This is a genomic window from Paenibacillus sp., from assembly GCF_031177825.1.
In the GTDB taxonomy this organism is placed as follows: domain Bacteria; phylum Bacillota; class Bacilli; order Paenibacillales; family YIM-B00363; genus Paenibacillus_AE.
Map to the genome: position 1 here is coordinate 1 of NZ_JAPSKE010000046.1, position 13,589 is coordinate 13,589.

At 55.7% G+C, this 13,589-nt stretch carries 17 protein-coding genes and 1 tRNA gene; 2 read left to right on the top strand and 16 right to left on the bottom strand.

The window, feature by feature from the left end:
• The coding region (gene rpsF, locus RIN49_RS27740; protein ID WP_309123354.1) for a 30S ribosomal protein S6 at positions 1-193 on the bottom strand (193 nt) is incomplete at its 3' end.
• A gap of 194 nt (positions 194-387) precedes the next feature.
• Between rpsF and RIN49_RS27745 the strand changes: the two genes are divergently transcribed.
• Positions 388-585 (top strand): YjzC family protein, encoded by a 198-nt coding sequence (locus tag RIN49_RS27745; protein ID WP_309123355.1) that lies wholly within the window; start codon positions 388-390, stop codon positions 583-585.
• A gap of 285 nt (positions 586-870) precedes the next feature.
• Here RIN49_RS27745 and RIN49_RS27750 read toward each other — a convergent pair whose 3' ends face one another.
• The 5 genes from RIN49_RS27750 to RIN49_RS27770 all read right to left on the bottom strand — a co-directional run bounded on the left by RIN49_RS27750 (position 871) and on the right by RIN49_RS27770 (position 2,707).
• Positions 871-1,020, bottom strand: coding sequence for a hypothetical protein (locus RIN49_RS27750; protein ID WP_309123356.1), 150 nt, complete (start codon positions 1,018-1,020; stop codon positions 871-873).
• A gap of 150 nt (positions 1,021-1,170) precedes the next feature.
• Positions 1,171-1,261: transfer RNA gene (locus RIN49_RS27755), tRNA-Ser, on the bottom strand.
• A gap of 63 nt (positions 1,262-1,324) precedes the next feature.
• Complete coding sequence (locus tag RIN49_RS27760; protein WP_309123357.1) at positions 1,325-1,549, bottom strand: DUF951 domain-containing protein; 225 nt, start codon at positions 1,547-1,549, stop codon at positions 1,325-1,327.
• 16 nt (positions 1,550-1,565) lie between these two features.
• Positions 1,566-2,438, bottom strand: coding sequence for a mechanosensitive ion channel family protein (locus RIN49_RS27765; RefSeq protein ID WP_309123358.1), 873 nt, complete (start codon positions 2,436-2,438; stop codon positions 1,566-1,568).
• Between the two features lie 17 nt (positions 2,439-2,455).
• Positions 2,456-2,707: a putative Se/S carrier protein gene (locus RIN49_RS27770; RefSeq protein ID WP_309123359.1), complete on the bottom strand. Its 252-nt coding sequence runs from the start codon at positions 2,705-2,707 to the stop codon at positions 2,456-2,458.
• Positions 2,708-2,840: 133 nt separating this feature from the next.
• Here RIN49_RS27770 and yyaC point away from each other — a divergent pair, with 133 nt between their 5' ends.
• Positions 2,841-3,458, top strand: a complete 618-nt coding sequence (gene yyaC / locus RIN49_RS27775) for a spore protease YyaC (RefSeq protein WP_309123360.1) — start codon at positions 2,841-2,843, stop codon at positions 3,456-3,458.
• Here the strand turns inward: yyaC and RIN49_RS27780 are convergent.
• From RIN49_RS27780 to RIN49_RS27825, 10 genes are all read right to left on the bottom strand, one after another.
• Positions 3,433-3,930, bottom strand: a complete 498-nt coding sequence (locus RIN49_RS27780) for a DUF4446 family protein (RefSeq protein WP_309123361.1) — start codon at positions 3,928-3,930, stop codon at positions 3,433-3,435. The genes yyaC and RIN49_RS27780 overlap by 26 nt on opposite strands.
• Before the next feature lie 28 nt (positions 3,931-3,958).
• Entirely contained in the window at positions 3,959-5,122 is a 1,164-nt protein-coding gene (locus tag RIN49_RS27785; protein WP_309123362.1) for an aminotransferase class V-fold PLP-dependent enzyme, read from the bottom strand.
• Positions 5,123-5,200: 78 nt separating this feature from the next.
• Positions 5,201-6,055, bottom strand: a complete 855-nt coding sequence (locus RIN49_RS27790; RefSeq protein WP_309123363.1) for a ParB/RepB/Spo0J family partition protein — start codon at positions 6,053-6,055, stop codon at positions 5,201-5,203.
• Positions 6,048-6,809, bottom strand: a complete 762-nt coding sequence (locus RIN49_RS27795; RefSeq protein WP_138197685.1) for a ParA family protein — start codon at positions 6,807-6,809, stop codon at positions 6,048-6,050. The genes RIN49_RS27790 and RIN49_RS27795 overlap by 8 nt, the downstream gene beginning before the upstream one ends.
• Before the next feature lie 107 nt (positions 6,810-6,916).
• Entirely contained in the window at positions 6,917-7,741 is an 825-nt protein-coding gene (gene noc, locus RIN49_RS27800) for a nucleoid occlusion protein (protein ID WP_309123364.1), read from the bottom strand.
• A 260-nt stretch (positions 7,742-8,001) separates the two neighbouring features.
• Positions 8,002-8,733, bottom strand: coding sequence for a 16S rRNA (guanine(527)-N(7))-methyltransferase RsmG (gene rsmG / locus RIN49_RS27805; protein WP_309123365.1), 732 nt, complete (start codon positions 8,731-8,733; stop codon positions 8,002-8,004).
• A 24-nt stretch (positions 8,734-8,757) separates the two neighbouring features.
• On the bottom strand, positions 8,758-10,656 hold the full coding sequence (gene mnmG, locus RIN49_RS27810) for a tRNA uridine-5-carboxymethylaminomethyl(34) synthesis enzyme MnmG (RefSeq protein ID WP_309123366.1): 1,899 nt from the start codon (positions 10,654-10,656) through the stop codon (positions 8,758-8,760).
• Positions 10,657-10,682: 26 nt separating this feature from the next.
• Entirely contained in the window at positions 10,683-12,059 is a 1,377-nt protein-coding gene (gene mnmE / locus RIN49_RS27815) for a tRNA uridine-5-carboxymethylaminomethyl(34) synthesis GTPase MnmE (protein ID WP_309123378.1), read from the bottom strand.
• 85 nt (positions 12,060-12,144) lie between these two features.
• Positions 12,145-12,837 (bottom strand): RNA-binding cell elongation regulator Jag/EloR, encoded by a 693-nt coding sequence (gene jag / locus RIN49_RS27820; protein WP_309123367.1) that lies wholly within the window; start codon positions 12,835-12,837, stop codon positions 12,145-12,147.
• Complete coding sequence (locus RIN49_RS27825; protein WP_309123368.1) at positions 12,764-13,567, bottom strand: YidC/Oxa1 family membrane protein insertase; 804 nt, start codon at positions 13,565-13,567, stop codon at positions 12,764-12,766. Before RIN49_RS27825 ends, jag begins: the two co-directional genes overlap by 74 nt.
• Positions 13,568-13,589: the final 22 nt, after the last annotated feature.

Sequence of the window (13,589 nt, forward strand, 5' to 3'; positions counted from 1 at the left end):
TGAAATTCACCAGCACGTAGATTCCGTCGCGGTTCTTGTTGATCTCGTACGCAAGACGGCGCTTGCCCATCACGTTGGTCTTCGTCACTTCGCCGCCGTTATTGATAATGCCTTGGAACCGTTCCACGATCGCTTGGACCGCCGCTTCTTCCACGTCGGAACGGACAATGTACATAATCTCGTACTTGCGCATCGATAATTCACCTCCTCTTGGTCTATGGCCCCGCACGAACGCGGAGCAAGGAGCGAGAGCTGTAAACTCACACTAAACTCTAATATACCAAATACGACAACGCGGGGCAAGCGCCTATTTCCCTCCCCCGCTGGCACATTCCGGGAAACATGTTTCCGACGCCGGTGGATACCCTATAGACGGGGGTGATGACGATGGGCGAACGGACTCGGTTTCATCCAGGCGACAAGGCGCCGAACAACGGCATCTATGTCGAGGTAGGGGAAAATGACGTGCATATGGGGATCGAAAACCCGAAACGCATCGAGTTAAAGAAGGGCGACAAGCTGCCGGACAACGAAAACGGCGATCGCGTCTGGGTGCTGGAAAGCAAGCATCATACGGTTCATTAAAACGGAAAGAAGCATAGTCCGCCCGGCGATCGTGTCGCCGTCGCGAGCTATGCTTCTTTTTCCATCGTACCCTTGTCTCATCGAAAATACCGAAATCACATGCCGGAGAAGAAGTGGGCCAACCAGCCGGCGAAGGCGCCCAGAACATAAAAAAACGATTCCCACCAAGGTCCCCACTTCGCCGCCGGCGTCGAGCCCTCTCGTTCCATAAGCGACTCCTCCCGACTGCGGCGAAAGCCTTCGTAATGGGATATCGTATTCGCGCGAGTCGGGAGAAGTGAATGATTACCGGTCTTTGATCATTAATTCCTGTTGCTCCCTATAAGAATTATGACGTTCGGTGCGTTTTTTGATGACCTGCTCCGCGTAATTCGGAATATGCTCATACTTGTTGCCGTCGTTTTCCTTATAAGTCCGGTTCGGTTTTTTCGTCATTTGTCGCTCACCCCCTGCTATTAGGGTCCCCAGCGGGGGAGACGAGCATGCAATGGAGTTGAGCTTCATACAAGCATAAGTCCTTGAATAGAGTTTCTTCCGGCAACAAAAAAGCCGGCGCCCGTTCGGCACCGACTAGCTTCTTATGTATGGCGGAGAGAGTGGGATTCGAACCCACGCACGGCTTGCGCCGCCTAGTTGATTTCGAGTCAACCCCCTTGGGCCACTTGGGTACCTCTCCGTTTTGCGACGACAGGATTTATCTTATCACAGCTCGGCTGCTTTCGCAATACCTCGTCGAGCATTAATCCGTCGTCGCTTCGTCCTCTTTTTTCGGCGCCGCGATCAGCACTTTTTTGAACCTCTTCTCGAATTTCGCCCGCGGCACCAAGACGCTGTGCTGGCATCCGCGGCACTTGATGCGGATATCCATGCCCATCCGGATAATCTCCATCTCGTTCGCGCCGCAAGGATGCGGCTTCTTCATTAAGACGACGTCGCCCAATCCGAACGTCTTCGCTTCCGCCATCCCTCTCTCCCCCGTTTCACACCGATCTTTGGAACGTTACGAGCCGCGGATAAGGAATCTCGATGCCTTCCTCCTCGAGGGCCTTCTTAATCGCCGCGTTCATTTCCCGCCCCACGCCGAAATGCGTCATCGGTTTACACTCGAACGTTACGCGAATGACCACTTCGGATGCGCCGAGCGCTTGCACGCCGAGCACCTCGGGTTCCTTGACCATATTTTCGTTCGCTTCGAACACTTCGAGCGCGGTACGTCGGATGACCTCGGTCGCCTTCTCGATATTCGACTCGTACGCGATCGAGACGTCCGCTACCCCGACGGAGTTGTTGGTCGAGAAGTTCGTCACCTCGAGAATCGCCCCGTTCGGGATAATGTGGACCTCGCCGTTCCAACTCTTGATCCGGGTGACCCGAAGTCCGATCTCCTGAACCGTCCCTTGGAAGTTGCCCGTCTTGATGACGTCCCCTACCGCGAATTGATCTTCGAAAATAATAAAAAACCCCGTGATCACGTCCTTCACGAGACTCTGCGCCCCGAACCCGATCGCCAGCCCCATCACCCCGGCGCCCGCGAGAAGCGGCGCGAGATCGACGCCGATCTCCGATAATATCAGCATAAGCACGATGAAGTTGACGGTATAGGAAACGACGTTATTGACGAGCCGGCCGATCGTCTGCGTCCGTCGGGGATCGATCTTCAATTTTCCGTCCGACTTCCGCTCGATCATCATATGGGTGATCACTCGACCGACGTACCGCACGATGATACGGCCGACGACGAAATAAACGACGATCTTCGCGATCACCCATAACACTGCGATCCATACGTTCGGATCGGTCAGCAGGGCCGACGTCTCGGTAATAAAATTTACGAATGGTACGCCTTCACTCATCGTAACCCTCCTTCTCTCTAGAAATCAATCGTATCATACCCGGATTCAATTTTTAAGTAGATGCCCCGCACCTCTACCCGCTCTTCCCGAAGAATCGTCTTTACCCGCTCCAAGTCCGCCCCGCCGAACCCGATCGACAGCGCGCATCCGGCCGTGATCTCCTTCGGCGTCGGCAACGTATCGATCTCGATATCGGCGTATTCGAGCAGCATCTCCGTCCGAATCGCCTGCTGCGTGGAATCGAAGGCGATTACGTATTGCTCCGGCATGGCGGAGGTCCCCCTTTTCTATGTAAGACTCTATCGAAAAATCTATGAGCGCGTCCTATGCCGCGTATAAAAAACGCCCGCCATCCGTATACTGTTACTACTACAATCATGCTAAGCGATAGGCGGGAGTGCTATGAACTTTTCTATCGGATCTTTTTCGTTCTTGACGAACAAAAAATCGGCGCCCCCGGCGCCCTTGAAGCTTCCGCACACGGATCCGGACGCGGTCGTACAGTTAAGCGACCGGCTTCGCCACATCTTTTCCGCCGTACCGGCGTATCAACCGATCGTCGTCGTTTGCGTCGGCACGGACCGTTCCACGGGCGACGCCCTGGGACCGCTCGTCGGGAGCTCGTTACATAAGCATTCGAACATCCCGGTTTACGGTACTTTGGACGAGCCGGTACATGCCGTCAACTTAACCGATCGGCTCGAGGAAATCCAACGTTCGCACCGCAATCCGTTCATCGTCGCCATCGACGCGTGCCTCGGCCAACTGTCGAGCGTCGGCTGCATTCAAGCGGGCGACGGTCCCGTCAAGCCGGGAGCCGGCGTCAATAAGGAGCTGCCTCCCGTCGGCGACTACCATGTCACGGGCATCGTGAACGTCGGCGGATTCATGGAATATTTCGTCCTGCAGAATACTCGCCTCTCGCTGGTCGTCAACATGGCGGACGTCATCTCCGAATCGATCCGGCTTGCGGCGGAGGAACGGTTCTCCTCCTCTAAAGCTTCCGCTTCGCTTGACTGATCGCTTGCTTCTCTTCGGGCGTCAACGGATATCCTGACGCCCCGGCCTCCAGCGGCTTCGCATATACGCGGCTCTCGTCGCGGCTGTGCAGCGCGCTGATCACGACGCCGTCCTCGCGATCGTCCAGGAACGCAACCGAGAAGCTCAGGTCGCTCCCCCGATCGTCGAACGGGTTATAACGAACGACCCCTACGTTGGATTTCATTCGACCCGACCTCGCTTCCAGCTTTTCGATCGAATGCGCGTGCGCTTCCGCCTTCGACGTCAGCGCGTTCATCCTTTCATGCATCTGTCTCATGACGGATTCCAAGTCGGGCATGCCGCTTCCGTCCACGAAGGCGTTCAAGCGACGCTTCAATCTGCCGATCCGAACGAGCGCCGCGATCCACAATACGAACAATAATACAATCAGAACGGTGCCGGCGGAGATCCACCCCTCCAGCGGCACTTCGAACACAACTGTTTCCCCCATGACGCTTCTCCCCCCGTCGTCTCTGTCTCTAGCCCTTGTTCCGGTAGGATTGCAAGATCTGCTTCATGGATTCAAGGAAATATTCCACATGCTCCGTCGTCGAGAATGCGCCGACGCTCGCTCTCACCGCTCCCGTGGCCTCCGTCCCGGCCGTCCGATGGGCGAGCGGCGTACAATGATATCCGGCTCGGACCGCGATTCGGAAATGCTGGTCCAGAATGAACGACAACTCGGCGCTGTCGATGTCATCCGTAACGAACGATACGATCCCCGTTCTCTGCATTCCGACGCTCGGTCCTAACACGCGAACGCCTCCCAGGCGGTGCAATCCTTCCATGAGCCGCTGGGTCAACGTCCATTCCTTAGTATGGATGTTTGCCGGCGTCTCATGCAGGACGAAGTCCAGGCCGGCGCCCAACCCTGCAATTCCCGGGCCGTTCTGCGTACCCGATTCGTACCGGTCCGGGCGCACCGTCGGCTGTCCGATCGCCTCCGATTGACTGCCCGTCCCCCCGACGATAATCGGATCGACCTCCAACTCCGGCGAGATGTACAATCCTCCTGTTCCTTGGGGACCGTACAACGCTTTATGTCCCGGGAACGCCAGCATATCGATCCCCATCCGCGCGACGTCGATCTCGAGCACGCCCGCCGTTTGGGCGGCGTCGACGAGCAGCGCCGCGCCGTGCGCCTTCGCAATGACGCCGAGTTCCTCGATCGGCAGGATGCTTCCAAGCAAGTTGGAACTGTGATTCGCGACGATTAGGCGAGTGCTTGGCTCCAACGCGCGCTTCACGTCCATCGGATCCAGGCTTCCGTCCTCCGACAAGTTTACGTACGTTACTCGCACGCCTTTTTCCGATTTCAGCCATTCGAGCGGACGACGGACGGAATTATGTTCCACCGCCGTGCATACGACGTGATCCCCCGGCTTCACGAACCCGAGGATCGCGGTATTCAACGCCATCGTCGTATTTAAAGCGAAGACGATATCGTTCGGATTTCGAATGCCGAACAACGTCGCCAGCTTCTTCCTCGTCCGAAACATCGACTTGCTCGCCTCCACCGCCATGCGATGGCTTCCTCTTCCCGGATTCGCGCCGTATGCCGCCACCGCTTCGACCATCGCTTCCGCGACGCCCGGCGGCTTCGGCCACGACGACGCGGCATTGTCGAAATAGTACACGTCCATTTCTTCCGCCTCCAAACATGAAATCAGCATACCTGCGATCCTCGCGGATTCGTCGGTATGCTGCATCGCTTTGTTCGCTTATCCTGTATATTTCCCTTGCATAATCTCTAACAATCGCTGCAGGTCGTCGTTCGAGTAATATAGGATTTCGATCTTTCCCTTTTCTTTATTCGACTTGATTTTCACCGTCGTCTTTAGATATTCTCTCAAATCTTCCTCCAACGCGTGAATGTACGGATCCCGTTTGATCTTTTTCGGCTTCGGCTGTTTCTTCTGCTGATCCTCCAGCTTCCGAATCGCCTCTTCCAGCTCCCGTACGCTCCATTGTTCGACGATCGTCCGTTCCGTCAATTCAAGAATCGCCTTCTCGTCCTTCATGCCCGCGATCGCGCGCGCATGTCCCATCGACAATGTTCCACGTGAAACATATTCCTTCACCTTCGCAGGCAAGGAAAGCAATCGAAGGAAATTCGCGATATGCGATCTAGACTTGCCGACCTTCGCCGACAATTCCTCCTGCGTCAAGGAGAACGTATCGATCAAATTCTGATACGCCAACGCCACTTCCATCGCGTTCAGATCCTCGCGCTGCAAGTTCTCGATCAGCGCGATCTCCATTACTTGTTGGTCGGAGAAGTTGCGGACGACCGCAGGAATCGTCGATAATCCCGCCTGTTGCGTAGCTCTCCAACGGCGTTCTCCGGCGATGATTTCGTATCCCTTCACTACGGCGCGCACGATGATCGGTTGAATGACGCCATGCTCTTTAATCGAGCCGGCCAAATCGGCAATGCTGTCGTCGTCGAAGTGCTTCCGCGGCTGATACGGATTCGGCCGCAGCTGCGAGACGGATATTTCGAGGATTTTATCGTCTTCTTTGATGTTTAACGCCGGAATTAACGCATCCAATCCTCTGCCCAATCTCTTATTCAATGGAGATCACTTCCTTTGCAAGCTCCATGTAGACTTCTGCGCCCTTCGATCTCGGGTCGTACGTGATGATGGACTGCCCATGGCTGGGCGCTTCGCTCAATCGTACGTTCCTCGGGATGATCGTTTGATACACCTTGTGTTGGAAGTACTTCTTGACCTCTTCGATGACTTGGATGCCTAGATTCGTTCTTGCGTCGAACATCGTCAGGAGCACGCCTTCGATCTGAAGCGACGTGTTCAGATGCTTTTGCACCAAGCGAATCGTGTTGAGCAGCTGGCTTAGCCCTTCGAGCGCGTAGTACTCGCATTGAATCGGAATAATGACGGAATCGGAGGCTGTGAGCGAATTTACCGTTAGGATGCCTAGCGACGGAGGACAATCGATCAAGATGTAGTCGAACATATGGCGCACGAGCTGGATCGACTTCTTCAGCCGCACCTCGCGGGAGATCGTCGGCACGAGCTCGATCTCGGCGCCGGCCAATTGAATGGTGGCCGGAATCATTTTCAAATTCGGAATGTTCGTATCGACGATCGCGTCTTTCGGGTGAATATCGTTAATTAATACGTCGTAGATACAATATTGGACGTCCGCTTTGTTGACGCCGATCCCGCTCGTCGAATTGCCCTGCGGATCGATATCGATCAACAGCACTCTCTTCCCCAAAGAAGCGAGCGACGCTCCCAGGTTGACCGAGGTCGTCGTCTTGCCGACGCCGCCCTTTTGGTTCGTAATTGCAATGATTTTGGACAACCGTGTTCACCTCAAACATGAAATCGAACGCAATAACCGTACCCTCGCGCGAACGAGCGAAGAAAAAAGCGGCTTGCGCCGCTATCGACCAGATGCTGGTATCGTAATTATCGCTTCGGTATTTTAATGATGATTTCGTATCGATCTTCGAAGTCTTGCTCGTCTTTGACGATGTTCATCCCCGTCCCCATGACCATGTCGACGGATTGCCGGATGGTGTTCACCGCAAGTCGGACGTCTTTCGAGAAAGAAATCCGCTTCGGCTTCTTCTCGACGCTCTGGCGAATCGACTCGAGGATGAATTGAATTCGCGTCTCGGTTTGCTTTACGTTCAATTCCTTCGTGACGATATCTTCCAACACCTTGACTTGCAGCTCCTCCGTTGGCAGCGCAAGCATCGCTCTAGCATGGCGTTCCGTAATCTGACGCTCCAGCAGCGCTTGCTTCACCGGTTCCGACAGATGCAGCAGTCGAATTTTGTTGGCGATTGTCGATTGACTCTTCCCCAGCCGTTGCGCCAAGCTTTCCTGCGTCAGCTGATGAATTTCGATGAGCTTCTGGTACGCGATCGCTTCCTCGATCGAGGTCAACCCTTCGCGCTGCAGATTTTCGATCAATGATATCGACGCCGCTTGCGAATCGTTGAATTCCCGCACGATCGCAGGGATGGTATCCCACTCCAGCTTGCGTACGGCTCTCCAACGGCGTTCCCCCGCGATCAGCTCATGTCTGCCGTCGCGGACGCGAACGACGATCGGTTGAATGACGCCATGCGTCCGAATCGTCTGGCACAATTCTTCGATGCGCTCGTCGTCAAATACGGATCTTGGCTGATAAGGACTCGGAACGATCGATTCGACCGGAATCATCTTTACTTCTTCGTTCGTCGTCTTCTCCTGCAGCCCAAAAAACCGATTGAATTGTTCCTTCATGTACGTTGCACCATACTTTCGAAATAATGATCGTAAATTACGCGCAAGGTCGATTCAGCGATCACGTATAGAGAGTATTGCGTTCAAACCGCTTGAAAACGCGACAAGAGGCAAAACAAGCCTCCGCCGGAGGGACGGAGACAAGTCACGTTTTTGCCGTAATATTGTTTATTCGATACCCATGTCGAATTTCCTGCTCTTCCGTCGGAAAGAAATTAGATTTCGGACATAAAAATGTTCCACGTGAAACATCCTCGCCGTTAGCGAGCGCCGAGCAGCGGCATTTTCAACGGCACGCCGGCTTTGCGCGGATATTTGCCCGGCGTCGCCTTCGTCTTCCGAACGACGATCACATGTCTTCCCGACTGCTCCATAGGTAATTCGAAAGCAAAATCCGCTTCGACGGCGCCGCCGAGTTCCTTGAACGCGAAAGCCGCTTCCTTCAGCTCTTCCCCCGGGTCGGAGCCTTTCATGGCGATGAATACGCCCTGGGGACGAACGAACGGAAGGCAAAACTCCGACAGCACGTTCAGACGTGCGACGGCGCGAGCCGTTACGATGTCGTATCGGTCCCGATGTTCCGCGAGCCGCGCCGCATCCTCTGCGCGAGCGTGAACGCAATCGACGTCGGTTACGCCCAATTGCTCCACCAGATGCCGGAGAAAGCCGATTCGCTTCTGCAACGAATCTACGATCGTCACCCGCAAATGGGGGAACGCGATTTTCAACGGAATGCTGGGAAACCCGGCGCCCGAGCCGATATCGGCGATCGAACGAACGTCGTCCAGCGGGTGGAAGAACGACAGGGAAATCGAATCATAGAAGTGTTTAATGTACACTTGCTCCTTCTCCGTAATTCCCGTTAAATTCATCTTCTCGTTCCACTCGACCAGTTCCCGATAATAGATCTCGAATTGTTCCAGCTGTCGTTCCGCGACGGCTATGCCGCGCTCCGCGAGCAATCCTCGGAACGTCTCTCTTGGGTCGGACATCGCTAACCTCTCTCCCGCCTTGCGTTATCCTCTTGCGGCGGTCACTTTATTGTATTGTTCTAAATAGACGAGCAGGATCGACAGATCCGCCGGCGTTACGCCGCCGATCCGGGACGCCTGGCCGATCGAAATCGGACGGATTCGACTTAAGTTGTGCTTCGCTTCCGTGGCGAGTCCATGTACGGCGAAATAGTCGATATTCTCGGGGATTTTCTTCTTCTCCATCTTCTTCAATCGTTCGACCTGTTGGAGCTGCTTCTCGATATACCCGACGTATTTCAACTGGATCTCGACCTGCTCCTTCATCTCGGCATCCAGTTCGTACGGGGACGGACTCATCCGTTCGATATGGGCGTACGAAATTTCCGGACGTCTGAGGATGGAAGCGGCATCGACCGAATTGTTCAGCAGTACGGACCCGGCTTCCGCAAGTACCGCTTGGGTGTGTTCCTCGGGACGAAGCTTCGTCTTATGGAGTCGATCGATCTCCTGTTCGACCAGCGCTTTCTTCGCCAAGAACCGATCGTACCGTTCCTGAGGGATCAGTCCGATCTCGTATCCGATATCGGTCAATCGAAGATCGGCGTTGTCGTGACGAAGCAGCAGCCGATATTCCGCGCGCGACGTCAACAGACGGTACGGTTCGCTCGTTCCCTTCGTGACGAGATCGTCGATCAGCACGCCGATGTACGCTTGCGAGCGATCCAATACGACCGGATCCTTCCCTAGCGCCTTCCGAGCCGCATTGATGCCGGCCATAATGCCCTGCGCCGCGGCTTCCTCGTACCCGGACGTTCCGTTGATTTGCCCCGCCGTGAACAAGCCCGGCAGACGCTTCGTCTCGAGCGTCGGCCACAGCTGCGTCGGTACGACGGCGTCGTATTCGATCGCGTATCCGGTCCGCATCATCTCCGCCCGCTCCATGCCGGGAATCGAACGCAAAATCCGCAGCTGCACATCCTCCGGCATACTCGTGGACAAGCCTTGCACGTAATATTCGGACGTATAACGGCCTTCCGGCTCCAGAAACAGCTGATGCTTCGGTTTATCCGCGAATCGAACGATTTTATCTTCGATCGAAGGGCAGTATTTCGGTCCCGTGCCTTCGATCGCCCCCGAAAACATCGGCGCCCGATGCAGATTGGAGTTGATGATTTCGTGCGTCTCTCCGGACGTGTACGTCAACCAGCACGGCAATTGCGGATCCGACGGTTGTTTGACGTCTTCGTACGAGAACGTCTTCGGTTCATTGTCCCCAGGCTGAATCTCCATCTTATCGAAATCGATCGAATCTTTGTGCACCCGCGGCGGCGTTCCGGTCTTGAACCGCACGAGGTCGAAGCCTAGCTCCTTCAGATGTTTCGCCAGCTCGACGGAAGGCTGCTGATTGTTCGGCCCGCTCTCGTACATCAATTCACCGATGATGACCTTCCCGCGCAAATACGTGCCCGTCGTCAAGACGACGGTTTTCGCCCGATATTCGGCGCCGGTCTTCGTCACGCACCCGCGGCATACGCCGTCCTCGACGATGAGCTTCTCCGCCATCCCCTGACGAAGCGTCAAGTTCGGCGTCTTCTCGATCGTCTCCTTCATCGTGTGCTGATATAGAAACTTATCCGCCTGCGCGCGAAGCGCGTGAACCGCCGGCCCCTTCCCCGTGTTCAGCATTCTCATTTGAATGTATGTCTTATCGATGTTGCGTCCCATCTCGCCGCCGAGCGCGTCGATCTCCCGAACGACATGCCCCTTGGCCGGGCCCCCGATCGACGGATTGCATGGCATGAACGCCACCATATCGAGATTGATCGTAAGCAGCAGCGTATCGCAGCCCATACGCGCGGACGCGAGCGCCGCTTCGCAGCCCGCATGGCCCGCCCCGATCACGATGACGTCGAAATCGCCCGCTGCATAACCTGTAGTCATAGCTTCTATCCCTCCTTGAGAATTTCTTACTTGCCCAAACAAAATTGCGAAAAAATTTGATCGATCAACGAATCGCTTACCGCGTCGCCGATCATCTCTCCAAGGTGTTCCCACGCGTTCCGTACGTCGATCTGCACCATATCGATCGGCATGAGCGCCGCGACGCCTTCGATCGCTTCCTGCAGCGAGGCCTTAGCTTTCTTCAATAAATGAATATGCCGCACGTTGCTGACATACGTAATATCGCCCGATTCGATCTTCCCGCTGAAAAACAAAGCGCCGATCGCCTTCTCGAGCCGTTCCAGCCCTTCTCCCTCTTTCGCCGACAGACGCACGATCCGTTCGGCGGGAAGGCGACGGTACAGCGCGTCCATCTGAATATGCGTCGCCAAGTCCATTTTATTCACAATCAGAATCGTTTGTCGATCCTTGAGCTCCTCCAGGAGACTCTCTTCCTCGTCCGACAACGGCTCGTTGCCGTTCACCACGAACAGGATCAAATCCGCGGACGCGATCGCGCTCCGCGACCGCTCGACGCCGATGCGTTCCACGACGTCCGACGTCTCGCGAATACCCGCCGTATCGAGCAGCTTCAGCGGAATGCCGCCGACCGTCACGTACTCCTCGATGACGTCGCGCGTCGTGCCGGGAATATCGGTGACGATCGCCCGATTGTCTTGGGCCAAAGTATTGAGCAGCGACGACTTGCCTACGTTCGGCTTGCCGACGATCGCCGTCTCGATCCCTTCCCGGAGCAGCTTGCCTTGCTCGGCCGTTCGAAGCATCTCTTCGATCGCATCGAGCGCGAATTCGCACTTCTCCCGTATGAAGGCGTTCGTCAATTCCTCGACGTCGTGCTCCGGGTAATCGATGTTCACCTCGATATGCGCCATCGTCTCCACCAACGTGTGACGTAGCGACTTCACCTTCCGCGACAACGCCCCGTCGACCTGCTTCAGCGCGATCGAGAACGCGCGATCCGACTTCGACCGGATCAGATCGATGACCGCTTCGGCTTGCGTCAAGTCGATGCGGCCGTTCAGGAACGCGCGCTTCGTGAACTCGCCCGGCTCCGCCAATCTCGCCCCGCCGTCGAGCAGCACGTCCAACACCTTCTTCACGGAGACGATGCCTCCGTGACAGCTCACTTCGACGACGTCTTCCGCCGTATACGAACGAGGGCCGCGCATGACGGTAACCAACGCTTCTTCGATCCGCTCGCCGTCCGCCGGATGTACGACATGTCCGTATTGCACCGTATGGGATTCGACCTGCGACAACCTCTTCTTCGATCGGAACGCCTTCTCGACGACGCCGACCGCATCCGGTCCGCTCACGCGAATGACCGCGATGCCGCCTTCGCCGAGCGGCGTCGCGATCGCCGCGATCGTATCATCCGCCAACAACATAAGTTCACCCGCCCTCTATAAAGCTCTCTAAACAAAAAGCAATGACTTAGACTCCAAGTCATTGCCGGAATAAGACCCGTTATGATTTCAATGCGATCACGATTCTACGATTCGGCTCTTCGCCCTTGCTGAACGTCTTCACCTTGGGATGATGTTGAAGCTTATAATGGATAATGCGCCGTTCATGCGAAGACATCGGCTCCAAGACGACTTCCTTCCTCGTGCGGACGACTTGGTTCGCGAGCCGCATCGACAAGTCTTCCAGCGTCTTCTTCCGCCGTTCGCGGAATCGCTCCGCATCGAGCACGATCCGAACATGTTCGTCCGACAACCGATTCGCGTACACGTTGATCAGCGTCTGCATCGCATCCAACGTCTGACCCCGGCGGCCGATGAGCGCGCCGAGCTCTTTGCCCGTCACCTGGAAGACGACGTGACCGTCTTCGTCCGTCGACGATTCGACCGAGGGGTCGATCCCCATCTCCCGGAGCGCGTCGACGAGATAGGACTTGGACCGTTCGATCGGGTCTTCCCGGTTCGTCGCGGCGACCGGATCGGTCGTCGCCGGCGCGAGATTGCGAAGCGTCAATTCCACCTTCGCGTCCTTCGCCCCGAACAGCCCGAGCAATCCCTTGGAAGGCTGCTCCAAGACGACGATCTCGACGTCCTTCTCCGTTGCGCCGAGCTCGGCCAGTCCTTTATTTACCGCGTCGCTTACCGTTTTTCCGCTGCTGACCACCTTGGTTTTTCCGTTGTCCGCTCGTTTCGACATTTTTAACCGCCTCGCCTCTAAAGGAAGGTTTATAAATGAAGTACGACTGCACGATGGTGAAGATGTTGCTGTATACCCAGTACAGAACGAGCGCCGAAGGGAAAGACCACGACATGACCAAAATCAAGATCGGGAAGATGAACATCAGCATCTGCATGTTTTGCGGCATCTGCGCTTGCATCATCTTCTGCTGGAGGAACGTCGTGAGCGCCGCCAAAATCGGAAGCACGTAAATCGGGTCCGGCGAGCCGAGCTGCAGCCATAAGAACGTATTGTCGCGAATATGCGTGTTGCCTAAAATCGATTGGTATAACGCGATCAAAACCGGCATCTGGATGAGCAACGGGAAGCAACCGCTGAGCGGGTTGACGCCGTTCTGTTGGAACAGCTTCATCGTCTCTTCCTGCTGCTTCTTCGGATCCGTTGAATACTTCTGGCGGATCTCCTGCAGCTGCGGTTGAATCGCTTGCATTTGCTTCGAAGACTTATACTGTTTCAGCGTGAGAGGCAGGATAATCAACCGTACGATGATCGTGATGACCATGATGGCGAGTCCGTACTGGCCGAACATCGCGGCGGCCAACCAGTCCAGCGCATCGGATAAGGGACCGACGAAATATCCGCCCCAGAAGCCTTCCCGATTGATGTCTAACGTAGTGCCCGTGCTGCAACCGGCAAGCAACAAAAACGGAGCGAGTAAGGCCCATTTCCAATGACGTCGAAGTAACAACGATAACCCTCCCAAGCGTATA

Excerpts from the sequence above, each read along its gene's own strand:
- RIN49_RS27745 (WP_309123355.1), top strand. The coding sequence starts at position 388 with ATGGGCGAACGGACTCGGTTTCATCCAGGCGACAAGGCGCCGAACAAC.
- RIN49_RS27750 (WP_309123356.1), bottom strand. The coding sequence starts at position 1,020 with ATGACGAAAAAACCGAACCGGACTTATAAGGAAAACGACGGCAACAAG.
- RIN49_RS27760 (WP_309123357.1), bottom strand. The coding sequence starts at position 1,549 with ATGGCGGAAGCGAAGACGTTCGGATTGGGCGACGTCGTCTTAATGAAG.
- RIN49_RS27765 (WP_309123358.1), bottom strand. The coding sequence starts at position 2,438 with ATGAGTGAAGGCGTACCATTCGTAAATTTTATTACCGAGACGTCGGCC.
- RIN49_RS27770 (WP_309123359.1), bottom strand. The coding sequence starts at position 2,707 with ATGCCGGAGCAATACGTAATCGCCTTCGATTCCACGCAGCAGGCGATT.
- yyaC (WP_309123360.1), top strand. The coding sequence starts at position 2,841 with ATGAACTTTTCTATCGGATCTTTTTCGTTCTTGACGAACAAAAAATCG.
- RIN49_RS27780 (WP_309123361.1), bottom strand. The coding sequence starts at position 3,930 with ATGGGGGAAACAGTTGTGTTCGAAGTGCCGCTGGAGGGGTGGATCTCC.
- RIN49_RS27785 (WP_309123362.1), bottom strand. The coding sequence starts at position 5,122 with ATGGACGTGTACTATTTCGACAATGCCGCGTCGTCGTGGCCGAAGCCG.
- noc (WP_309123364.1), bottom strand. The coding sequence starts at position 7,741 with ATGAAGGAACAATTCAATCGGTTTTTTGGGCTGCAGGAGAAGACGACG.
- rsmG (WP_309123365.1), bottom strand. The coding sequence starts at position 8,733 with ATGTCCGACCCAAGAGAGACGTTCCGAGGATTGCTCGCGGAGCGCGGC.
- mnmG (WP_309123366.1), bottom strand. The coding sequence starts at position 10,656 with ATGACTACAGGTTATGCAGCGGGCGATTTCGACGTCATCGTGATCGGG.
- jag (WP_309123367.1), bottom strand. The coding sequence starts at position 12,837 with ATGTCGAAACGAGCGGACAACGGAAAAACCAAGGTGGTCAGCAGCGGA.